The 23,163-nt window shown below is 43.1% G+C and carries 21 protein-coding genes and 8 tRNA genes; 26 read left to right on the top strand and 3 right to left on the bottom strand.

Annotated elements, in window-relative coordinates:
• Positions 1-80 precede the first annotated feature (80 nt).
• The 9 genes from CGB83_RS09955 (at position 81) to CGB83_RS09915 (ending at position 2,223) form a co-directional block, all read left to right on the top strand.
• Positions 81-968 (top strand): tyrosine-type recombinase/integrase, encoded by an 888-nt coding sequence (locus CGB83_RS09955; RefSeq protein ID WP_100077564.1) that lies wholly within the window; start codon positions 81-83, stop codon positions 966-968.
• A complete protein-coding gene (locus tag CGB83_RS09950; RefSeq protein WP_100075658.1) occupies positions 965-1,255 on the top strand; it encodes an HPF/RaiA family ribosome-associated protein in 291 nt (96 codons plus the stop codon). Before CGB83_RS09955 ends, CGB83_RS09950 begins: the two co-directional genes overlap by 4 nt.
• Before the next feature lie 106 nt (positions 1,256-1,361).
• Positions 1,362-1,435, top strand: a tRNA-Thr gene (locus tag CGB83_RS09945).
• Positions 1,436-1,453: 18 nt separating this feature from the next.
• A tRNA-Tyr gene (locus CGB83_RS09940) sits at positions 1,454-1,534 on the top strand.
• A gap of 86 nt (positions 1,535-1,620) precedes the next feature.
• Positions 1,621-1,693, top strand: a tRNA-Gly gene (locus CGB83_RS09935).
• A gap of 85 nt (positions 1,694-1,778) precedes the next feature.
• A tRNA-Thr gene (locus CGB83_RS09930) sits at positions 1,779-1,852 on the top strand.
• Positions 1,853-1,870: 18 nt separating this feature from the next.
• A tRNA-Tyr gene (locus tag CGB83_RS09925) sits at positions 1,871-1,951 on the top strand.
• 86 nt (positions 1,952-2,037) lie between these two features.
• Positions 2,038-2,110, top strand: a tRNA-Gly gene (locus CGB83_RS09920).
• A 41-nt stretch (positions 2,111-2,151) separates the two neighbouring features.
• Positions 2,152-2,223, top strand: a tRNA-Thr gene (locus CGB83_RS09915).
• Between the two features lie 56 nt (positions 2,224-2,279).
• On the opposite strand, the gene CGB83_RS09910 is transcribed toward CGB83_RS09915, so the two are convergent.
• The gene (locus CGB83_RS09910) at positions 2,280-3,065 is read right to left on the bottom strand and encodes a GLPGLI family protein (RefSeq protein WP_100075657.1); all 786 of its coding nucleotides are present in this window, start codon (positions 3,063-3,065) and stop codon (positions 2,280-2,282) included.
• A 20-nt stretch (positions 3,066-3,085) separates the two neighbouring features.
• Positions 3,086-3,571 carry an OsmC family protein gene (locus CGB83_RS09905; protein ID WP_100077563.1) on the bottom strand — a complete coding sequence of 162 codons (486 nt, stop codon included), beginning with the start codon at positions 3,569-3,571 and terminating at the stop codon, positions 3,086-3,088.
• 427 nt (positions 3,572-3,998) lie between these two features.
• Here CGB83_RS09905 and CGB83_RS09900 point away from each other — a divergent pair, with 427 nt between their 5' ends.
• From CGB83_RS09900 to CGB83_RS09880, 5 genes are all read left to right on the top strand, one after another.
• Positions 3,999-4,679 (top strand): response regulator transcription factor, encoded by a 681-nt coding sequence (locus CGB83_RS09900; protein WP_100075656.1) that lies wholly within the window; start codon positions 3,999-4,001, stop codon positions 4,677-4,679.
• Positions 4,680-6,044, top strand: a complete 1,365-nt coding sequence (locus CGB83_RS09895; RefSeq protein ID WP_100075655.1) for a HAMP domain-containing sensor histidine kinase — start codon at positions 4,680-4,682, stop codon at positions 6,042-6,044.
• A 253-nt stretch (positions 6,045-6,297) separates the two neighbouring features.
• Entirely contained in the window at positions 6,298-7,539 is a 1,242-nt protein-coding gene (locus CGB83_RS09890) for a TolC family protein (protein ID WP_100075654.1), read from the top strand.
• 1 nt (position 7,540) lies between these two features.
• Positions 7,541-8,626, top strand: coding sequence for an efflux RND transporter periplasmic adaptor subunit (locus tag CGB83_RS09885; protein WP_100075653.1), 1,086 nt, complete (start codon positions 7,541-7,543; stop codon positions 8,624-8,626).
• Between the two features lie 45 nt (positions 8,627-8,671).
• A complete protein-coding gene (locus tag CGB83_RS09880; protein WP_100075652.1) occupies positions 8,672-11,770 on the top strand; it encodes an efflux RND transporter permease subunit in 3,099 nt (1,032 codons plus the stop codon).
• 84 nt (positions 11,771-11,854) lie between these two features.
• Here CGB83_RS09880 and CGB83_RS09875 read toward each other — a convergent pair whose 3' ends face one another.
• Positions 11,855-13,366, bottom strand: a complete 1,512-nt coding sequence (locus tag CGB83_RS09875; RefSeq protein ID WP_100075651.1) for a DUF4394 domain-containing protein — start codon at positions 13,364-13,366, stop codon at positions 11,855-11,857.
• 229 nt (positions 13,367-13,595) lie between these two features.
• Between CGB83_RS09875 and tuf the strand changes: the two genes are divergently transcribed.
• From tuf to CGB83_RS09810, 12 genes are all read left to right on the top strand, one after another.
• Positions 13,596-14,783, top strand: a complete 1,188-nt coding sequence (gene tuf, locus CGB83_RS09870; RefSeq protein WP_027380911.1) for an elongation factor Tu — start codon at positions 13,596-13,598, stop codon at positions 14,781-14,783.
• 52 nt (positions 14,784-14,835) lie between these two features.
• Positions 14,836-14,906 (top strand) — tRNA-Trp (locus tag CGB83_RS09865).
• A 12-nt stretch (positions 14,907-14,918) separates the two neighbouring features.
• A complete protein-coding gene (secE, locus tag CGB83_RS09860; RefSeq protein ID WP_002976410.1) occupies positions 14,919-15,125 on the top strand; it encodes a preprotein translocase subunit SecE in 207 nt (68 codons plus the stop codon).
• A gap of 22 nt (positions 15,126-15,147) precedes the next feature.
• Positions 15,148-15,690, top strand: coding sequence for a transcription termination/antitermination protein NusG (nusG, locus tag CGB83_RS09855; RefSeq protein ID WP_100075650.1), 543 nt, complete (start codon positions 15,148-15,150; stop codon positions 15,688-15,690).
• 78 nt (positions 15,691-15,768) lie between these two features.
• Positions 15,769-17,010: a glycosyltransferase family 39 protein gene (locus CGB83_RS09850; protein WP_100075649.1), complete on the top strand. Its 1,242-nt coding sequence runs from the start codon at positions 15,769-15,771 to the stop codon at positions 17,008-17,010.
• Positions 17,011-17,138: 128 nt separating this feature from the next.
• Complete coding sequence (rplK, locus tag CGB83_RS09845) at positions 17,139-17,585, top strand: 50S ribosomal protein L11 (RefSeq protein ID WP_100075648.1); 447 nt, start codon at positions 17,139-17,141, stop codon at positions 17,583-17,585.
• Positions 17,586-17,596: 11 nt separating this feature from the next.
• Complete coding sequence (gene rplA / locus CGB83_RS09840; protein ID WP_100075647.1) at positions 17,597-18,289, top strand: 50S ribosomal protein L1; 693 nt, start codon at positions 17,597-17,599, stop codon at positions 18,287-18,289.
• Between the two features lie 18 nt (positions 18,290-18,307).
• Positions 18,308-18,892: a 50S ribosomal protein L10 gene (rplJ, locus tag CGB83_RS09835; protein WP_100075646.1), complete on the top strand. Its 585-nt coding sequence runs from the start codon at positions 18,308-18,310 to the stop codon at positions 18,890-18,892.
• A gap of 47 nt (positions 18,893-18,939) precedes the next feature.
• Positions 18,940-19,308, top strand: a complete 369-nt coding sequence (rplL, locus tag CGB83_RS09830; RefSeq protein ID WP_100075645.1) for a 50S ribosomal protein L7/L12 — start codon at positions 18,940-18,942, stop codon at positions 19,306-19,308.
• Between the two features lie 145 nt (positions 19,309-19,453).
• The gene (locus CGB83_RS09825) at positions 19,454-20,095 is read left to right on the top strand and encodes a hypothetical protein (RefSeq protein WP_157761397.1); all 642 of its coding nucleotides are present in this window, start codon (positions 19,454-19,456) and stop codon (positions 20,093-20,095) included.
• A 901-nt stretch (positions 20,096-20,996) separates the two neighbouring features.
• Positions 20,997-22,157, top strand: a complete 1,161-nt coding sequence (locus tag CGB83_RS09815) for a hypothetical protein (RefSeq protein ID WP_157761396.1) — start codon at positions 20,997-20,999, stop codon at positions 22,155-22,157.
• Between the two features lie 33 nt (positions 22,158-22,190).
• On the top strand, positions 22,191-23,153 hold the full coding sequence (locus tag CGB83_RS09810; protein ID WP_157761395.1) for a hypothetical protein: 963 nt from the start codon (positions 22,191-22,193) through the stop codon (positions 23,151-23,153).
• Positions 23,154-23,163: the final 10 nt, after the last annotated feature.

Raw genomic sequence — 23,163 nt, 5'->3', positions numbered from 1 at the left:
AAAATTTTCTTAAACACATATCAATTCACTTCTTAAATACTATATTTGAGGAGTGAATTTTTTGTTTTGATATCATGATGATGCTGGATAAATTTTTAGAATACCTGCAGTTGGAAAAAAGGTATTCTCCCCATACGATTACAAGCTATAAAAAAGACCTGGAAGACTTTTCCCGTTTCTGCCTGGAAACCGAGTCTTCGGAAGACCTTAAAGCCGTCAACAAGAAAGTCATCCGGAACTTCATCGTTGAGCTCAGCGAAAAAGACATTTCCAAAAGAAGCATCAACAGGAAACTTTCCTCTTTGCGGAGTTTCTATCTTTTCCTCCTCAAAATAGGGGAGATCACCGTTTCGCCGGCTGAAGGCATTGCTTCCCTTAAGTTTTACCCTGAAAAGCAGATCCCCATTTCTGAAGAAGAGATGGTTACGCTCGGAAACCGGATTTCAGAAGGCGGATACGATATACTAGACCAATGCATCATCGAAGTCTTATACCAGACCGGTATGCGGAAAGCCGAGCTTTGTGGCCTGATATTTGAGCATGTTGACCTGGATGGATGCATGATGAAGATCCTGGGAAAAGGAAATAAACAAAGGATGGTTCCCATATCTGAATCGCTTGCCTCCCTGCTTAGAAAATATCTCTTGGTACGGCAGCCGCAGGAAGAGTATGCTTCCTGTTTCTTCGTCAACGGCAAGGGGAAAAAACTCACCGAAAAATTTGTTTATCTGGTGGTTAATAAGTACCTTAGTCTGATAACATCCAAGCAGAAAAAAAGCCCTCATATCCTCAGGCACAGTTTTGCAACCCATGTGCTAGACAACGGGGCGGAAATTTCTAAAGTAAAGAACATATTGGGACATTCCAGCCTTGCAAGCACGCAGGTCTATACGAATGCCAATATCGAACAATTGAAAAAAGTGTTTAATAAGGCTCATCCAAGAGCGTCTAAAAAAGATGAATTATGAAGATCACCGTACAATCAATTGGTTTAACTCCTCACGAACCACTGGAAACGCACATCGACAAAAAAGTAACGAAACTGGAAACATTCTATGACAAGATCCATGAATGCAAAGTGTTTCTTAAAGTAGAAAATACCTCGGACAGGGCCAACAAAACTGCCGAAGTGATCCTGGCGGTTCCGGGAGAGGATATCGTGGTAAAAAAGACCAGCACCACATTTGAAGAAAGCCTGGATCTTTGTGTAGATGCTGCTAAAAAGCTACTAATCAAGAAAAAAGAAATGGCTTAGATAAAAAACTCAAAAAAAAGCCCTGAAAAATTTGAGAATTCAAAAAATCCGTTCTATATTTGCACTCGCAAAAAGGAACAGCGATCTTTTGAATTCTTTTTAATTTGCCTCCATAGCTCAGTTGGCCAGAGCACGTGATTTGTAATCTCGGGGTCGTGGGTTCGAATCCCTCTGGAGGCTCATTAATATAAAATATCTGGGGAGATTCCAGAGTGGCTAAATGGGACTGACTGTAACTCAGTTGCTTCGGCTTCGTAGGTTCGAATCCTGCTCTCCCCACATTTTATATTAGAAAAAAATGTTGCAGATTTCACAGGATTTTCCTAAGTTTGCACAGCGTTACCAATAATTTTGGAAACAGAATTGCGGAAGTAGCTCAGTTGGTAGAGCGTCAGCCTTCCAAGCTGAATGTCGCGGGTTCGACCCCCGTCTTCCGCTCAAAATCACACCAGAGGGCGTGATTTTTTTTTAACTACTGATCCGCTTCGGGTAGCATTTCCCACAAGCTTCAGTCTTTTAATTTGCCTCCATAGCTCAGTTGGCCAGAGCACGTGATTTGTAATCTCGGGGTCGTGGGTTCGAATCCCTCTGGAGGCTCATTAATATAAAATATCTGGGGAGATTCCAGAGTGGCTAAATGGGACTGACTGTAACTCAGTTGCTTCGGCTTCGTAGGTTCGAATCCTGCTCTCCCCACATTTTATATTAGAAAAAAGTGTTGCAGATTTCACAGGATTTTCCTAAGTTTGCACAGCGTTACCAATAATTTTGGAAACAGAATTGCGGAAGTAGCTCAGTTGGTAGAGCGTCAGCCTTCCAAGCTGAATGTCGCGGGTTCGACCCCCGTCTTCCGCTCACATAAAAATCACGCTCACAGTGTGATTTTTTTGGTTCAGGCCGACTTAGCTCAGCGGTAGAGTGCTTCCTTGGTAAGGAAGAGGTCACGGGTTCAAGTCCCGTAGTTGGCTCAAAAAAAATCCCGGATTTTCCCGGGATTTTTTTATGCAACCCTGCCTGTCATCTGTTATTTTGGATTTTCCCATTCAAAGACCTTCTCCAGCTGAACCCTTTTCTTACTGCTTTCCATCTTTGCGCCTGCCGGAAGGTTTTTCAGGATCTCACTCTTGAATTGGCTTGAAAGCTCATCATTCTTACGGACAAATTCTTGCATGGTGATTTTAGGATCATCCCTGAATTCCGGTTTGAAGTTAATGTTTGTTGTATCATCCGGATCAACAGCCGTTGCCTTCCATATCATATACGGGAGCCCATCTTCCCTGACATCTAAAATTAATCCCGGTAACCCGAAAAATTTGAAAGGACCGGCCGGATAAGAAAGTTCCCGGGTAAAGTATGCCGTAATGTTAGCCCCTCTGAATACAGTGGTTGCTTTGATGCATGTATAACCCAATATCTTCCTGGTAGTTTTCTCATCAATATTCCATACGGGTTTGGGGACTTCGTCATGAATGAAATAATTGGTTTGGTCTTTCAATGAATAAGGGGAAGAAGTGAAAAAGAAATGTTTTGTTCCACCCTCCTTCAGGTCTGAAATATAATAGCGTTTCTGAGGCTTTCCTGAACCGGGAGCCTTGACCTGGACTTCAGATATCCATTCTGAGTTTTCCTGCACAGGTTTGGTGAATACGGAGTCCTGTATCGAAATTACTTCATTGTTTTTGATGTACAGGTTTTCATTCAGTACCGCAACAGGTGACCTGACAAAGGTATACTGTATATGGATCTGCTTAGATTGAGCTGATGCATAGCAGAAGGCTGATAAAAGCAGGGCTGAGATTATTTTTTTCATATCAATAATTTTTTATCATCTTAAAGATCGCTGGCAGTTCCAAAGGTAATCTCAGGCTCATGCCGTACTTTGAAGTTAAGGGAATTGGCAATAAAACAGTATTCACCCGCCATATGATGAAGTTCCAGGGCTTTTTCTACCATATCCTGCTGTGCCACTCTGATTTTAGGTTTCAATATAATATCCGTAAAACGGCCACTGCCATTTTCCTGCTCTTCCATGACCCCTTCCGCATAATCAGTATATTCCTCTACCAATATATGATGAACGGAACACAGGTGCAGGTACCATAAGAGATGGCATGAAGAAACGGAGGCTAATAAAAGATCTTCTGGATTGTGGAGCTTGGGGTTTCCTAAAAATGCAGGATCTGAAGACCCGTTAAGGTCAGCTTTACCTTCAACAGAGATGGTGTAGGTCCTTTCATATGAACGGTAATTTTTAGTGGATGACCTGGTATTTCCGGTCCATATGATTTTGTTCCTGTAATGATGTGTTTTTTTCATTTCGTATATGCTTTTAATTGTAGTGATCATCAGTCTTACTTCCCATTTCCGGATTTAGAATCGACTTTTTAGCAAGCAGGTTTCATCCTTAAACAATGTTACAAAAAAAAGGACAAGCCAGGTGATGGATAACCGTATTTGCCGAAACTTTCTAATCATGCTTAAAAGTATTCATGATAATGATTGATATAAGGACAGGGTTTCAGGAAAATTCTTTGGAAGAATTAAAATAATCAGTCCTGAGTATGTTATAGCATTCCTTAAACCGGCACAATATGAGCAAAAATAACAGGTCAAGGCTCACTGAATGGTTTTGGGACCAGCTTCATCCCGGACCACCTTAAAATAAAATTATATTCGTCCTCATATTTCCCCGGTGTGGTAGATATCACGAAATTTTATTTAATTTAGTGGAAAATAAAATTTGATGAACATTCTTTTACTGGAAGATGACCTGATCCTCTCTGCGGAATTGTGTAAATTTTTAGAATCCAATCATTTCAGCTGTCATAGAGTCTATGACGGTGAAACGTTTCTGAATCAGATCAAAGACAGCAGTTATGACCTGTACCTGCTGGATATCAACGTTCCCAAGATCAACGGCCTGGAAGTATGCCAGACCATCCGTTCTTTCGATAAGAATACACCCATCCTGATTATTTCGGCCTACGGGGATATTTCCGATAAAAAAGATGCCTTCAACAGGCTTGCCGATGATTACCTCGTAAAACCTTTCCAGTTTGAAGAACTGCTGTTGCGGATCAACTCCCTGCTGAGACGTAAGGCACCTTCTGAAAATTCGGACCAGGAAATCATCCGGATCGATGACCTGATCATCAATAAGACCGAACAGAAAGTATACCGCAGCGGCCACGAGATCAACCTCACCCTGAAAGAATTCCAGCTGCTCGTCTATCTTGCGGAAGCCCAGGGAAGAACTGTTTCCAAGCAGCAGATCACCGAGCATGTATGGGAACATAATTTCAATACCAACACCAATACGGTAGAGGTATACATCAACTTCCTGCGGAAAAAGATTGACAAGGACTTTAAAGTAAAACTGATCCATACCCGTTCGGGTTTCGGGTATTACCTAAGCCCTTTATAGATGTCTTTAAAACGAAAACTGGCCCTCAACCTCAGCATCGCCTTTTCACTGCTCTTCGGTATCGTGATGGTAGTGATCTATATGTCTTTTAACGACTTCAGGAAGGAAGAATTCAAGGAGCGGTTCAGGCAGCGCCTCGAATTTACCTCCCATTTCATTTCCAGGTCCAAAGATTTTGAGGAGGAAGCGCCGCTTTTCTTTAATGAAAATTCCGATAATATCCTCCTTAATGAAACCATCCTCATATTCAACAGCAAAAAAGAGCTGATCTACAGTACCATTAAGGACCAGAATGTATCCTGGGACGACGGGCTGCTCCAGCAGCTGGATGAAAAGAAAATCGTCTATGACGAAAATTCGGTGCCGGAAATTTATGCAGCCCTGCGGAACATCAAAGGAGAAAATTATTACATCCTTACGAGTGCCTATGACTCCAATGGCAATTCAAAGCTCCTGTATCTGAAATACCTGCTTATTACAGCCTATGTTATGAGCACACTGCTTATCGGCCTTTTCAGCTATTATCTTTTGGAGCAGTTCCTCAGGCCCCTGGAAGAACTGAACCAGGAAATTTCTGAGGTTACTGCCCACAAACTGACCACCCAGATCCCGGTAAAAGAATCCAATGATGAGATCAGTGTCCTGGCCAATTCTTTCAATACCATGATTGCCCGGCTGAATGATGTGTTCCAGTCGCAGAGAGATTTTACGGCCAGTGCTTCCCACGAGATCCGGACGCCCATTACGAGGATGGCTTTTCAGCTTGAAAATATGATCAAGCTTGGAAATCACAGCCCTGAAACCATTTCTTCGCTGAAACAGATCCAGCAGGATGTCTACCAGCTGTCCGACCTTACCAATTCTCTTTTGCTGCTGACAAAATTTGACAAGGAAAATATCCAGAGTCTGTATGAAGAGGTGCGGATTGACGAGGTGATCTTCGAATCTTTCGAAACCATAGAGAAAAGCTATCCTGACCTGAAAATGGATTTCCTCATTTCTGAGGACACTTCCGAACAAGCCCAGTTTACCGTAAGCGGTATACAGTCGCTGCTGGATATTGTGTTCATCAACCTGTTTAAAAATGCGGCGATCTATTCCGATCATATGGAGGTGAATGTGATGCTGACTGAAACGGAATCTTCCATCACCATAGATGTGATATCCCATGGAACCACCATTCCGGAAACAGAACAGCAGAAGCTTTTTGAAGCCTTTACCAGAGGTAACAATGCCCAGAATACTTCCGGCTCCGGCCTGGGACTGCGCATTGTAAAAAGGATTATTGAATACCACGGTGCCCATATCGGCTACCTGGCCCCGGATGAACATACCAATACATTCCGGATCACATTCAATATATGAGTCCCGGTTGCTGAAACATGCTTCCGGGTGTATTGCTGTGATTACAGTATCATGCTGCCGGCTATAGAAGAAGTCCTGTCTTCCCAACTGCAATAACAAAATTCTGAGTTTTTGATTATAAGTTAAAAGCAAATATAATCTCTGTGAATGCGCTTTAAAAGCAGATATATCCATGAGATTTAATTTTTTTTTAATGATGATTTAAGTTGTTTTTAAGAGCGTAAAACCATTTTTGTAATATAAAATTGAAAGAATGAACAGAATAGCAGGGCTGTTGCTTATCGTCTCCTCGCTGATGGCGGCCCAACAGCAGATGTCTCTGGCAGACTGTGAAGAAGCTTTCCAGAAAAATAACCTTCAGCTTCTTGCCGAGCAGTACAACATCAATATGGCGGATGCAGATATCTTGCAGGCTAAAATCTGGGATCTTCCTCAGCTCAGCGGACAGATCAATGCCTACAATCCGCAAGGCAAAAAACTTTTTGATGCCGGTCATGCGAAAGGAGCCCAGGTAACCCAGCTGATTTATATGGGCGGCAAGAAAAAAAATGAAATCGCTTTTGCCAAATCCAACAAAGAACTGGCCCAGCTCCAGTTTACCCAGCTAATGGTAGATCTCAGGACCCAGCTCAGAACCACCTACTTCAACCTCTACTACGAAAAACTGAAACTGGACAATGTCAATAAGCAGCTCGGATATATGAACGACCTGCTGAGTGCCTACAGGGTTCAGACCGCTAAGGGAAATGTTTCGCTGAAAGATCAGGTCCGCCTTCAGAGCATTGTCATCCAGCTGAACAGTGACAAAGTGGAGATCAATAAAAATATCCTTGAATTTGAGGAAGACCTGAAAATATTAACCGGGATTACCGATGATATTGATCCCAGCCTTTCTGAGACTGAGGCCAAAGACCTGCTTTCTGCCCAGCCTTTCGGCGATACGGAAGAACTGAAGAAAAAAGCGCTGGAAAACAATGCCGATTACCAGTATTACCTGAAACTGATTGATAACAGCAAATTGTACTCCCAGTGGCAAAAATCCCTGAATGTTCCCGATGTTAATGTAGGGGCAGGATGGGACCAGAACGGAGAAACCTTCAAAAATGAGGTCAACCTGCTGATCGGCATCCCGCTTCCGCTGTGGAAAAGCAACCGTGGCAATGTGGAAAAAGCCGGTTATGCCATTCAGCAGAATCAGAAGAATGCGGATTTCCAGAAGCTGAGCCTTGAAACAAAAGTACAGTCGGCCTATCAGATATGGAAAAACCAGTATGAGCAACTCACGGGAATCCAGTCTACAGACCTTGATAATCTTGAATTAGTGTACCAGGGCATGCTTAAAAATTTCAGGAGCGGCAATGTAAGCCTAATTGAATTTACCGATTTTATGGACAGCTACAGGGATGCCGTGCTTCAGGTGTACGATATGAAAAATAATCTGATACAGTCTGCCGAAAAACTTAATGAATTAGTACAAACGAAAATCTTCTATTAACATGAAAACATATATTACCCTTTTATGGATTGCCCTGTCACTGGCCTCATGCTCAAAAAAGGAGGCAGAGCAGAAGCCTCATGCTAAAAAAGGCTTTGAGCTGAGCAATACCATGCTGAAATCCATTGCCCTGGCAAAGGCAGAGAAAAAATACATAGAAGACGACTACAACTTTTACGGAAAAATATCGGCAGATAAAAACAGCTATATCGATGTTTATCCTCTGGTAGGCGGTAATGTGCTGAGCGTGAATGTGGAGCTGGGGGATTATGTACGGAAAGGGCAGGTACTGGCTACCATCAGAAGTACGGAGCTGGCTGAGGTGCAGAAAGATGTGAGCGATGCCAAAACCGACCTGGTAGTAGCCCAGAACAATCTCAGGGTAGCCAAGGAAATGTACGAAGGCAAGCTGAATACGGAACGGGATGTCCTTGAAGCTAAAAGCCAGTTGCAGAAAGCCCAGGACCAGCTGCAGAGAGCAGCTGCGGTAAGTACGGTCTACAATGTGAAAAAAGGAAATATCTACAGTGTGGTGGCGCCCATCAGCGGATACATCGTCCAGAAGAACATCAACAAAGATATGCAGCTGAGAAGCGATCGCAGCGATAATATTTTTGATGTGGCCAATACCACGAATGTTTGGGCGATCATGAATGTGAATGAATCTGATATTGACAAAATAAGCCTCGGAATGAAAGCGGAGGTTTCCACACTTTCGTATCCCGATAAAATATTCTATGGCAAAATAGATAAAATCTTTAAGATCATCGATCCTCAGACCAATGCCATGCAGGCAAGGGTTGTGCTCGACAATGCCAACGGGTTGCTGATCCCGGAAAGCAAGGCGACCATCAAGGTATCCACCTCGGAAAACAATATGGCACTGGCCATTCCTTCCAAAGCGGTCATCTTTGATGATAACAGGAATTTCGTTGTCACCTTTAAATCCAGGACAGAAGTGAAAGTAAAGGAAATAAAGGTGCTGAAACAGGTAGGCGACGTCACCTATGTTTCAGACGGCCTGTCTGAAGGAGAACAGGTAGTTACCGACAACCAGCTTCTGATCTATCGTTCGCTGAACAGCTAAATCAAATGTTATCAAGATTTTCCGGAGTCGTAAATTCAATCCGTCATGAATAAATTCATCAAAAATATCATTGCTTTTTCACTGAAGAATAAAGCATTCACATTCATCTGGGTGGCCATCTTAGCGGTTTCAGGCTTTATCAGCTTTAAAAATATGCCTATTGAAGCTTTCCCGGATGTTACCAATACCCAGATCGTGATCATTACCCAATGGAACGGGAGAAGCGCAGAAGAGGTGGAACGTTTCGTAACCACGCCCATTGAGCTTGCCATGAGCCCGGTCCAGAAGAAAACCAGCGTAAGGAGTACCACCATGTTCGGTTTATCCATTGTCAAAATCCTGTTTGATGACGGTGTGGATGATACCTTTGCCAGGAACCAGGTGAATAATCAGCTGAGGACTGTTAACCTTCCCGATGAAGTAGACCCCGAAGTTCAGCCGCCTTACGGACCGACCGGTGAGATCTTCCGTTATACCCTGCAGAGCAAAACCAAAGATTCCCGCGAACTGCTGACTTTGCAGAACTGGGTGATCGACCGAGCCCTGAGGGGCGTTCCGGGCGTAGCCGATATCAATGTTTTCGGAGGACAGGATAAAGTCTTTGAGCTGAGCATCGATCCGAGAGCGCTGGATAAATATAACCTGACCCCATTACAGGTATACGATGCCGTTACGAAAAGCAATCTGAATGTGGGTGGCGATGTGATTGAGAAAAACGGCCAGGCTTATGTGGTGCGTGGAATCGGACTGGTGAAATCCGTAGCCGATATCGGCAATATCACCATACAGAATGACAGCGGGAACCCGGTCCTGGTGAAAAATGTTGCTGATGTTCACGAAAGCTCCATGCCACGGGTAGGGCAGGCCGGACTGAACAATCAGGAAGATACCGTAGAAGGGATCGTTGTGATGAGAAAGGGAGAAAACCCCCGTGAAGTACTGGTTGGAGTAAAAGCGAAGATCAAGGAACTCAACGAAAAAATCCTGCCGAAAGATGTGAAGATGGTCACGTTCTATGACCGCGATAACCTGATGGACTTCACAACCCATACCGTCATGCACAACCTGATTGAAGGCATCGTGCTGGTAACGGTTATCGTGCTGATCTTTATGGCCGATTGGAGGACGACGCTTATTGTTTCCATCATCATTCCGTTGTCGCTGCTCTTTGCATTCCTCTGCCTGAAGATGGCTGGGATGAGCGCCAATCTGCTTTCTTTAGGTGCGGTGGATTTCGGAATTATCATCGATGGTGCCGTCGTCATGGTGGAAGGGCTTTTTGTGATGCTCGACCACAAAGCCCACAAATACGGAAATGAAAAATTCAATAAGATGGCAAAAGCCGGATGGATCAAACAGACCGGGACCGGATTGGGAAAAGCCATTTTCTTTTCAAAGCTGATCATCATTACATCCCTGATCCCGATTTTCTCATTCCAGAAAGTAGAAGGCAAGATGTTCTCACCATTGGCGTTTACTTTAGGGTTTGCTTTAACGGGAGCCCTGATCTTTACCCTTACGCTAGTGCCGGTCCTTTCACATATCCTTTTAAACAAAAACGTACGGGAAAAGAACAATCCGTTTGTAAATTTCTGGGACAGGATCGTGCTCAAAGGATTCAACTATACTTTTAAGCATAAAAAATTAAGCCTTATCGTTGCCCTGTCATTCCTGGCGGTAACCTTATTTTCCGGGAAATTCTTGGGGACTGAGTTCTTACCGCAGCTGAATGAAGGTTCACTCTGGATCACCGCAGAAATGCCGATGAGCTCCTCGCTGAAAGAGTCCCTGAAAACTGCCGACCTCCTGAAAAAGGATATCAGGAGTTTCCCTGAAGTGACGGATGTACTGGCACAGACGGGAAGAAGTAATGACGGTACCGACCCCAATGGATTCGGGTTTGTACAGTTCGCGGTCAACCTTAAACCTAAGGAAGAATGGAAACGCCACATTACTTATGAGCAGCTGATTGAAGAAATTGATAAAAAGCTGAGGTCCTATCAGGGAATCACGTTCAATTATTCCCAGCCGATTTCCGATAACGTGGCTGAAGCCGTAGCCGGTTTCAAGGCAGAAAACGGGATCAAGATCTACGGAGACAACCTTCAGACTCTGGACCGCCTGGCGGAAGAGGTTCTGAAGCAGATAAAAGATATCAACGGGGTGAAGGATGCCGGGATCATCAAAAATATCGGGCAGCCTGAAGTAAGTGTGGTGCTGGACAGGGATAAGATGGCGGCTTACGGAGTCATGCCGGATGATGCACAGTCGGTTCTTGAAATGGCATTCGGAGGGAAAACAGCATCAGAAATGTTTGACGGGGAAAGAAAATTCCCGATCCGCCTCCGGTATGAAAAGGAATACAGGAAAGATGAAAACGATATCGCGGCATTAATGGTTCCTACACAGGACGGGTCTAAAATTCCTTTGAAAGAGATCAGCACGATTGTTAAGGACAACGGGGCCGCTTTCATTTACCGGGATGATATCAAACGGTATATCGGGATCAAGTTTTCCATCCGTGACCGTGATCTGGGAAGCACTATTGCCGATGCACAGAAAGCGGTCTCAAAAATTGAGCTTCCGGATGGGTATTCTGTCGGCTGGACCGGCCAGTTTGAAAATCAGCAGAGAGCCTCAAAAAGACTGACCCAGGTAGTGCCCATCAGTATCCTGGGAATCTTCTTCCTGCTGTTCATCCTGTTCGGGAACATGAAAGACTCCCTTCTGGTGCTGGCGAATGTTCCGTTTGCGCTGATCGGGGGAATCATTGCCCTGCATGTAACCGGAATCAACTTCGGGATTTCTGCCGGGGTAGGAATGATTGCCTTACTGGGAATCTGTATCCAGAACGGCGTTATCCTGATTACGGAATTCCATCAGAATGTCAAGAACGGACTGCATCTGGACCAGGCCATCCTGAACGGGGTGAAATCCAGGACCAGACCTGTGATCATGACCGCCCTGATGGCTTCCATAGGACTGATGCCGGCAGCATTGTCTACGGGAATCGGTTCAGAATCCCAGAAACCGCTGGCCATTGTGATCATCGGAGGGCTGATTACGGCAACAGTGCTTACTTTGCTCATCTTCCCGATTATTTTCTGGATCTTTAACAGGACCAAAAAATCCCAACAACTCTGATTATTCTTTCATTTTATAAACAGAATCCCGGAAACGTAATGTTCCCGGGATTCTTCGTTAGAGGAGAAAAACATAAATTTATCTTTAAAATCCGAGCCCTATGGTAAATGCTTTTACGGAATTAGGGTAATCGGATACTGCTGTAGCAGCACCTGTAGTCGTATTCACCGTGTAAATTTTTGTGGCACCGTTTACCGTGGCCATCAGGTAGGCTTTCTGGCTCATGCTTCCGATATCAAAACCGTTGGCACTGCTGATATTGATGCCCAGTGGACCGGTTTCTACCAGGACACCATTGTTGGGAGGAGTCTGCTGGTACAGTTTATCGGTATTGTGATCAATCACGAAGAGGGTAGTGGCGGTAGCCCCTGCTATATTATTGGTATAGGCAGCAGCGCTTACTGCCGGCGTTCCCGGATTGATGGTCAGGTCGACCGCTGAAATGGTTCCGTCATTGGGGTTCAGCCTTAAATTCTGTCCGGTGTTGCTCACCACACGGATCCTGTCTACGGTAGGGTTAAAATCAAATCCGAAATCCGTTCCGGAAAGCTGCGTGCTGAATGCAGAAGATCCTACGGCAGTCAGTGTTCCCGTACCCAGATTAACCGTATACATCCTGCTTGAGCTGCCCATCGCATACAACTGTCCGTTCGCAGGCCTGAAATCGATGCCTACGATACTTTCGCCGCTCTGCATTCCTGTCATGGATTTGGATACCGGCATAGGATTGTTAGGGTTAAATATCTGGAGGTTGTTGGAATTGTCTACGGCATACGCTACCGGATCTGTAGGGATCGCCAGGTCTATGACCGTTTGTGGCAGCGTCCCGATATTCGAGGCTTTTCCGGAAGTAAGGTCGAGCGTATACAGTATATTCTGATTACCGGCCTGTACTGCCATCAGAGCAGCGGTATTGCCGGGGTTGATATCAAAAGCGGCCTGTCCTGAGAATGTGAAGCCAAGGCTGCCTACTTCCACTAAGGTTCCGTTATTGGGCGGATCCTGTTTGAACAGTTTTCCTGATGCCGCATCAATATCATATAAAATTGTTGAAGAAGCCCCGGATTTGCTGTTGGTATAGGCAATACCGGTAACGGAAGGCATTCCTGATCCGTTAATATTGCTGTCTGTGGCAGCCGTAACACCGGTTTCAGGGTTAATCCGAAGGTTTTGTCCTGTATTGCTCACCAGGCGGATACGGTCAACCGTCGGGTTGAAATCAATAGAGACAATGCTTCCTGAAACAGCCGGGCTGAAAGCCGTACTGCTCACGGCTCTTGCCGAAAACGAAGCGGTATTGATGATATAGATCTTACTCGCATTGGAAACCGCATACAGTTCTCCTGTAGCAGGCCTGAAATCCACACTCATCAGTTTCTCTCCGGACCCGATCCCGGTAATGGTATTTTTGGAAGAAAAGCTGGACGGGTTTGATGCATTGAAGGAAACCAGTTCATTATTGGCGGTAATCCCGTATACCATAAGATCAGGTCCCGGATTTGAGGCCGGTGAATTGGTACCCTCTTCATTATCATTACAGGATAGCAGAGTCAAAGAGGCCAGAAGCATGGTACCGAAGTAGGATAGTTTTTTCATACGATTATATTAATGGGTTTAAAGGATATACGAGAAAAAACACGGGTCAGATTTTTTCAATTGGGAAAATTGTGTAAATTTGCACTTCAATACATTGAAATATCAGGTTTGTGCTTCTTTGGATTTGAATATTGAAACATTTTTTCACTAAAAAGGTTTTGGTATTTAAAAATTCATTATATTTGCACACCGAAAATTTGAATAAACAATAAATAAATAATTTTAAATCATGGCAAAGGAAACGTTTAATCGTAACAAACCACACTTGAACATTGGTACTATTGGTCACGTTGACCATGGTAAAACTACTCTTACTGCTGCAATCAGTAGTGTATTAGCAAACAAAGGTCTTGCTGAGAAAAAAGACTTCTCCGCTATTGACTCTGCTCCAGAAGAAAAAGAAAGAGGTATCACAATTAATACAGCTCACATCGAATACGAAACTGAAAACAGACACTATGCTCACGTTGACTGTCCAGGTCACGCCGACTATGTAAAAAACATGGTTACTGGTGCTGCTCAGATGGATGGAGCTATCCTAGTATGTGCTGCAACTGATGGACCAATGCCTCAAACAAGAGAGCACATCCTTCTTTGCCGTCAGGTAAACGTACCAAGAATCGTTGTTTTCATGAACAAAGTGGATATGGTGGATGATGCTGAGCTTTTAGAGCTTGTTGAATTAGAACTTAGAGATTTATTATCTACTTACGAATATGACGGAGATAACTCTCCAGTAATCCAGGGATCTGCTCTTGGTGCTCTTAACGGAGATGAGAAGTGGGTTAAGACTGTTGAAGAATTGATGGATGCAGTTGATACTTGGATCGAGCAGCCTGTAAGAGATCAGGATAAGCCATTCTTGATGCCAATTGAAGACGTATTCTCTATTACAGGTAGAGGTACTGTAGCAACAGGTAGAATCGAGGCTGGTGTTATCAACACTGGTGATCCGGTAGATATCGTTGGTATGGGTGATGAGAAATTAACTTCTACAATTACAGGGGTTGAGATGTTCAGAAAAATCCTAGACAGAGGTGAAGCTGGTGACAACGTAGGTCTATTGTTGAGAGGTATTGAAAAAACTGACATCAAGAGAGGTATGGTTATCGCTAAGAAAGATTCTGTGAAGCCACACAAAAAATTCAAAGCTGAGGTTTATATCCTTTCTAAAGAAGAAGGTGGACGTCACACTCCATTCCACAACAAATACCGTCCTCAGTTCTACGTAAGAACTACTGACGTTACAGGTGAGATCTTCTTACCAGAAGGTGTAGAAATGGTAATGCCTGGTGATAACTTAACAATCACTGTAGAATTGTTACAACCAATCGCTCTTAACGACGGTCTTAGATTCGCGATCAGAGAAGGTGGTAGAACAGTAGGTGCTGGTCAGGTTACTGAAATCTTAGATTAATCATCTTAAAAATAATAAAGCTTTCGTAAGGAATTGCGGAAGCTTTATATCTACGGGCATCGTCCAATGGTAGGATACCGGTCTCCAAAACCGTTGATCAGGGTTCGAATCCTTGTGCCCGTGCAAATAATAATTATGAGTTCATTTGTCGATTTTTTAAAAGGTTCTTATAACGAATTCAGACATAAAGTTGAATGGCCAAAATGGGCTGACCTGCAGTCTTCTACTATTGTAGTGACTATTGCAACCGTTATTCTGGCATTGTTTACCTTTGGAGTTGATGAATTGTTTTCTAAAGCAATCAGCAACATCATAGGAATGCTAATTAACTTGTTCAACTAAAAAACAAAAGTATTTTCCCATAATGAGCGAATTGAAATGGTATGTGCTGAAAGCCATCAGCGGACAGGAAAATAAAGTGAAAAACTACATTGAGGCGGAAATCAAGCGTTTAGGCTTTGAGCAGTACGTTACTCAGGTGGTTATTCCTATGGAAAAGGTAATTCAGTTAAGAAACGGTAAAAAAGTTCCTAAAGAGAGACCTTATTATCCTGGATACCTCATGGTGGAAGCTGACCTTATGGGAGAGATTCCTCACATCATTAAAAATATTCCGGGTGTTATTTCTTTCTTAAGTTTAACCAAAGGAGGGGATCCGGTTCCGATGAGAAAATCTGAAGTGAACAGGATGCTGGGAAGAATGGACGAACTTTCCGAATTTGCCAGCGATGTGGAAATTCCTTACGTAGTCGGAGAGAATGTAAAAGTAATCGACGGTCCGTTCAACGGATTCAACGGTACGGTTGAGAAAATTCTTGAAGACAAAAAGAAAATTGAAGTTTCAGTATTGATTTTCGGAAGAAAAACACCAATGGAACTCAGCTACATGCAGGTAGAAAAAGTATAGTAAAAAAACACTCCATATAGTAAGGTAGACTTTTGTCTGCCTTTTTTTATTTTTGTATCCACCCATGCACATTTGCCTATGAAAAGCACTTCAGTAAGACCATTCATAAAAAAAATCCTGGAATGGAAATTTTTCCTTGTCTGTAATGTGATGATTTTTATCCTGAAGGTTGTCTTCTCAGCAAAGTCCGGTTTTAAGGCGGAGCATTTTGAAGACTGGTCCATCGCTGAAAACATCGCTGCTTATGGAAAGTATGCCATGGATATGAGGTTTGGCAGTTCTGCCTACAAGCTTCCCGTATATCCTCTTTTCCTGAGCGCTTATATAAAGGTCTTCGGGACAGGTCCCGCAACAGTCTGGATCATCATCACGCAACATCTTTTTTATTTCCTGATTCCTGTGCTGCTCATCGGGATCTTTCAGAATTTCAGATCAAAAGAAGCGGGATTTATGGCTGCTTATTTTTTTATTTTTTCACCGTCATATTTCTACTATTCCAATATCATGGAAGCGACCAATATCTTCCTGCCGCTTTTCATCGGTTGGATATATATATATTCTGTCATCTGGAGAAAAGGTGTTTCCAACAGAGGCCTTATTATATTTTCAATGCTGACCGCCATCGTAGCATTAACCCAGGTTGTAGCTGTTCCTGTTATGGCATTGCTGGGGGTGGTTCTTTTAGTCAGCCGTAAAATATCCCTTCCGAAGATTATGGTTGTGGTTTCACTGTCAGCGCTGTGTTATGCTCCCTGGGTCATCCGGAATTACATCACTTTTGATACAGTGATACTCAGCAAATCACCGGTATGGCAGAACATGTACCTTGGCTATATTCCGGATTACCAGATATTAGACTACAGCTTCGTTTCGGAACAGCATAAAAAAGAAACTTTTGCCCGGATCAGTCAGCACAATGAGTTTGAAGATGAAGGTATTTACAGGAGTGAGGTAGAAAAGATTATCCGGAAAGATCATTGGGCACCGGTTAAAAAAGCAGTAAATAATATCATCAGCCTGTGGTTTGTCCCTAAAAAATACTTTGACGATAACAGCCTGTCCGTTGTGATAGGCAGGAAACTGTATGTCATGATCCTCAATATCGCATTGCTGATCAGCCTGGTATATTTCTTCCGTAGAAACAGAATGCTTTTTTTTCTGCTTATACTGGTCTTTGCCGGGTTTACCTTTCCGTATCTCATCGGCCATGCGGCAAACATCAGGTTCAAGCTGGACTTTGAATGGGTCCAGACTTCTGTCATTGCTTTATGGATGGGTTCGTATTTTTTAAAGTCAACACAAATAAAATCAGCTGATTAATTTGCTAATTGAAAAATATTTTATACTTTTGCAATCCGAAAAGCAGGCTTATCTAATGTGAGAATGGATAACCTGCTGAATAATAATGCTTCCAAATTCATTCATTATTCAAATTTAAAAAACAAACAATGGCTAAAAAAGTCTTTAAAATGGTAAAGCTTCAGGTGAAAGGTGGCGCAGCTAACCCTTCTCCACCAGTAGGTCCAGCATTGGGTTCTGCAGGTGTGAACATCATGGAGTTTTGTAAGCAATTTAACGGAAGAACCCAGGACAAGCCAGGTCAGGTTTTACCTGTAGTAATTACAGTATACGAGGACAAATCTTTTGAATTCGTAATTAAAACCCCACCTGCAGCAATTCAGTTAATGGATGCAGCTAAGATCAAAGGAGGATCCGGTGAACCGAACAGAAACAAAGTAGGTTCTGTATCTTGGGAACAGGTGAAGAAAATCGCTGAAGATAAAATGACTGACCTTAACTGCTTCACAATGGATTCTGCCGTTTCTATGGTTGCAGGTACTGCCAGATCGATGGGATTAAGAGTAACAGGAACTAAACCAACTTTTAACGCTTAAAACTTAGAGAAATGGCAAAATTGACTAAAAAACAAAAGGAAGCTTTAAGCAAAGTAGAAAAAGGAAGAATCTATAACCTTGAAGAAGGTTCTGCTCTTGTAAAAGAGGTGAACACGGCAAAGTTTGATGCTTCTGTAGATATCGCGGTACGACTTGGGGTAGACCCGAGAAAAGCTAACCAGATGGTAAGAGGTGTAGTATCCCTTCCTCACGGTACCGGTAAAGATGTTAAAGTATTGGCATTGGTAACTCCGGATAAAGAAGCTGAAGCGAAAGAAGCAGGGGCAGATTACGTAGGTTTAGACGAATACTTACAGAAAATAAAAGAAGGCTGGACAGATGTTGACGTTATCGTTACTATGCCGGCTGTAATGGGTAAACTGGGACCATTAGGTAGAGTATTAGGACCAAGAGGTCTTATGCCGAACCCTAAATCGGGTACCGTTACCATGGAAATCGGTAAAGCAGTAACGGAAGTTAAAGCTGGTAAAATTGATTTTAAAGTAGACAAATACGGTATTATCCACGCTGGTATCGGTAAAGTATCTTTCGATGCTGCCAAAATCAAGGAAAATGCTCAGGAATTAATCTCTACACTGATCAAAATGAAGCCGACTGCCGCTAAAGGTACTTATGTAAAGAGCATCTATTTGTCTTCTACCATGAGTCCTGGTATTGCAATCGATACTAAATCTGTTAACTAATACTAAATCCTTAAGACAATGACAAAAGACCAAAAAGTTGTAGCGATACAAGAGATCAAAGATTTGCTTCAGGATGCTAAAGTAGTATATGTTGCAGACCTTGAAGGATTGAATGCTGCTAAGGCATCAGACTTCAGAAGACAGGCTTTCAAGCAGAATATCAAAGTAAAAGTGGTTAAAAATACCCTTTTACAGAAGGCTATGGAGCAAATGGAAGGAGTAGATTACTCTGAAATGTTTGAAGCTTTCAAAGGAAACTCAGCTTTGATGATTTCCGAGACGGCAAACGCTCCTGCAAAACTAATCCAGGGATTCAGAAAGAAAGAAGAAAAGCCAGCTCTTAAGGCTGCTTACCTTCAGGAAACTTTCTATGTTGGTGACGAAAACCTAACGGCACTTGCCAACATCAAGTCAAGAGAAGAAATGATCGGTGAAATCATCGGATTACTTCAGTCTCCAATCCAGAGAGTGGTTTCTGCTCTTCAAAACAAATCTGAATCTGCAGAAGCAAACGCTGAAGAAGCGGCTCCTGCTCAGGAAGAAGCCCCAGCTACCGAAGCTCCGGAAGCTGCTGCAGAAGGAGAAACTCCTGCTGCTGAATAATGACACTCAAGAAATTAAATAAATAATCAACAACAAACATTACAACAATGTCAGATTTAAAAAATTTAGCTGAAACGCTAGTAAACCTAACTGTAAAAGACGTAAACGAATTAGCTGCTATCCTTAAGGATGAGTACGGAATTGAGCCTGCTGCTGCTGCAGTAGTAATGGCTGGTCCTGGTGCTGGTGAAGCTGCTGAAGAAAAGACTGAATTCGACGTAATTCTTAAGTCTGCAGGTGCTTCTAAATTAGCTATCGTTAAATTGGTAAAAGATTTAACTGGTGCTGGTCTTAAAGAAGCTAAAGATATCGTAGACGGAGCTCCTGCTGCTATCAAGCAAGGAATCTCTAAAGACGAAGCTGAAGCTCTTAAGAAGCAACTTGAAGAAGCTGGTGCTGAAGTAGAATTGAAATAATTCATTCACTTGATACATATAAGAGCTGCCCTGATTCAGGGCAGCTCTTTTTGTATAGAACCGTAAGCAGGTAAATATGCAATGAAAGCGATTTGACGCTTAACTTATGTACGGATCTCCCATCTTACCAGTATTCATACCATTCATGAGAAAAAGTTTGTTACTAACGATGTTCCTTATTGCAGGACTGCTGTACGCACAGGATAGTTTGCATGTATCTTCCTGCGGACAAAAGCTGAAGTCTTTTTATCTGAACATGGATGTCCTTCATAAATGGCTGTCCGGACAGCATATCGACTGGCAGACCGGCGTACCGGATGATCCGGATGCTGTTTCAGGAATCCGGACCCACTGTAGCGCATTTGTAGCGGCAGCCTGTGAACGGCTGGGAATTTACATTCTCAGGCCGCCTGAACACCGCCAGGAACTGCTGGCCAATGCACAGTACAGCTGGCTGAATTCAAAGGATGCAGGAAGTGCCGGATGGCATCTCATAGAACATAACGTACTGTATGAAGCTCAGAAGATGGCTGATCAGGGATATATCGTCGTGGCCTGTGCCCAGAACCCGGACAGGCACAAGCCCGGGCATATTGCATTGGTTATGCCTTCCGACAGGTCCGCCGGAGCCCTGCAGGAAAATGGTCCGATCCTTATCCAGGCTTCCGCTAACAATTCAGTTGATCAATCCTTTCGTGACAGTTTCCGGCATCATATTCCAGACTGGGACTCACCTACGGATCAGGTCCGGTTCTTCTACAATGAAAAAAAGCCCGATTGTCAGTGAAACATTAAAATTTGTTATATGACTACTGATATCGGCATGGCATAAAGTACTGAATAAAAGAATAATACTTCTTTTTTGTGGTAGGTAAAATAATAATCTTAATTTTTATAAATAAGTATAAATAAATATCTATACGAAATAATAATTAATAATTTATTATTTTTATTGAGTTGATATTTTTAGCTATTGTTTATTGATTATTTTATTTTTTAATAAATGATTTTGTAAAAAAATATTGTTAAAATATTTTTTTTATTGAAAATTTACTATATTTGTCATTACAAAAACACACACATTGAAAAGAAACTATTTTCTTTCCTACAGCCATATTGCGTTCTGTCCAATAGGAATGCTTACTGCGCTGAATACAGGAAGTACACGTCTGAATCCCTTACCATTGTTTCAATGGGTTAATCCATTATTTTCCTGTTCTGTACGGCCTGGCATTTCGCACCCAAAAAGCCGGAACACGTACAGCCTGTTTTCAGTATCACGGTATGTCTTTACTGATATCCGGAACCATGTTAACCAGGAACTGTCATATCCTTTTTTTTACAGCAATGCTGATCATTCAGGTATAAACATGCATCTGGAATTTTCCTCTGATCATGGTCCGGAATCTTCTGCAATGCCTTTGTATGCTGAATGTCCATCTGAAACAACCGGATATTTTAATCACAGGGCTTTTCTGAAGTTGCCATTGCCACAGCTTTCAGCTTTGCCTGTTTGGGTATAATTGCAATACCTGAAACCCGGAACCGGCCCCTCACTGGTCCCAGGTAATACCACCTTTATTTCTACCACCTAACATTAACGTCTTACTACTGTTTTTCCCAAAAAAGGAAGAACAGGTTCAATGCGTGGCTTGGAATGAATATAAAAACAACAAATATCATTAGAAATGAAAAACAAATTATTTACAATTGCTGCATTGTCTTTGAGTATCTGGGCGTGCGCACAAGTGGGCATCAATACATCGGATCCTCAGGCTACCCTTGATGTGGTAGGCTTTCCGTCCGTAACAACAAAGTTAGATGGGGTTATTGCCCCGAGGCTTTCAGGTGACCAACTGAGGCAGAAAACCTATACCGGTTCGCAGACCGGGGCTATCGTATATGTAACGGCAGCAGACAGCAATCCCGGCGGCCAGACTGCCGGTGTTTTATCCGCAGGCTACTACTATTTTGACGGTTCCAAGTGGTCGCAGTTCGGGGCAGACTGGCATACCACTGGAAATACAGGGACTTCTCCTGCCGCAGCTACACTGGGAACAGACATTACATCCGGGAATTACCTGGGTACGGCAGATGACCAGAAACTCATTCTCGCTACCAAAAAAAATGTGAAAGGGATCCTGGATTCCAACGGGAATTTCCAGGGGGGGAATGCGAATACCTCCGGACCGTATGCCTCTTTTACCTGGGGATCCAATAACGTTCTTGGGAATACCACTTCTTCCAATATTGCTTTAGGAAGGGATAATACCGTGTCTGCACAGGCAGCTAATTTTCCTGGAGTAGCCATCGGCATGAAAAATACGGTAGCCAACGGTGCCAAAGTAATCGGGAACAGCAATACTGCTACCGGTGCCACTACCCTGATCTTCGGAAACGGGAATGATCTTGTCAATTCATCGGGGATCACGTTCGGAAATGCAAATACCAACAGCGGCGGGATTATTGTGGGGAGCGGAAATACCGCAACCACCAATACAGTAGCGTTTGGGGCCAATGCTACAGCCAGCGGCAGTTATGCACTGGCATTAGGGTTTTCTGCACAGGCATCTGCAAGCCAGTCCGTATATGGAAATACAGCACATGTTTTTTCCGGCCAGGGTGCTGTAGGGAGTTTCATTACCGATGTAGGGGTGAATATGGTTCCCAGCGCAAATAATTTTGCTGATCTTGAAGTGAGCAAAGCCATCCTTATCAAAGCCAGTACAAGACCAACCTGTGATGCATCCAATGCAGGAACCATTATTTATGAACTGTCAGGAAATACGGGAAGTTTCGTAGGCTGCAAACAGACCGGAGCCGGTGCTTTCGCCTGGCAGACGCTTTAATTCAAACACAATTTTAAATAAAAATACAACACAATGACAAAAAAATTATTTGAGAGACTCTCGGCAATGCTCATGGCATTCCTGATGTCGGCAACAGTATTTTCACAGCAAGGGTATGAGCCCATCCGTGGATTGGGAGTAGAAGCAAAACCTGTCAATAACTCAGGGATTTGTTTAGCATGTTATAACGGGAACATGAACGCAGTCGTTGATGCAGACCTTAATAACAATGTTAACTTAGGAAACTTTATATCCGTTGTCAGCGGAAACGGGATTTCCGTTAAAAATAACAATACAGTTTATCCTGCGGGATATATTACCGGCTTCAATGTGGATCTGGGAACCAGTTTTTTCACGCTTGACCTTTTGAGTTCCTTAAGGATTAGCACGTATAAAAACGGAGTCGTCCAGGAAAGCACTACCAGCGGTACCCTGCTTTCCGTACCTGCTTTCGGCGGAAGTAAAAACCGGGTTTTCCTGCATTTTAAGACAACGAAAGACTTCAATGAAGTAAGGCTGTATCAGACCAATGTGCTGTCACTGTTCAGTGCGCTCAACGTGTATTATGCCTTTGCATTTGATCCTGCCAAGGTTCCTGTGGATAATAACGGGATCTGTGATGATATCATTGCCGGTAGCGGGGTAGACGGAAACATTTCCGCAAGCAGCAGTTTTATTGCTCCGCTTTCATCCGTGCAGAACAGGGAAAGAATTGGTGACGGTGACAAGAATTCTTATGGATCTATTGTGCTTCCTGCAGGAGTATTGGGATCGTATTCTATTGGGGTGCTGGATAAAAATCAGGTGTATCCTGCCGGGAACAGGGCAGGATTTGTAATCTCACCTGATGATGAAGGAAAATTGGTCAGCGCCGAGTTCCTGAAAAATATTACCATTGAAACCTATCTGTACGGCCAGCTTCAGGATTCAAAAACCCTGTTAGATGGCGGAGGACTGATTAATATCAAAGTTCTTGGTTTCGGTACAGGTAAGTAGAAAGTGACGG

Source organism: Chryseobacterium camelliae, assembly GCF_002770595.1.
Taxonomy (GTDB): domain Bacteria; phylum Bacteroidota; class Bacteroidia; order Flavobacteriales; family Weeksellaceae; genus Chryseobacterium; species Chryseobacterium camelliae.
This window is presented reverse-complemented; position numbering and strand designations above follow the sequence as displayed.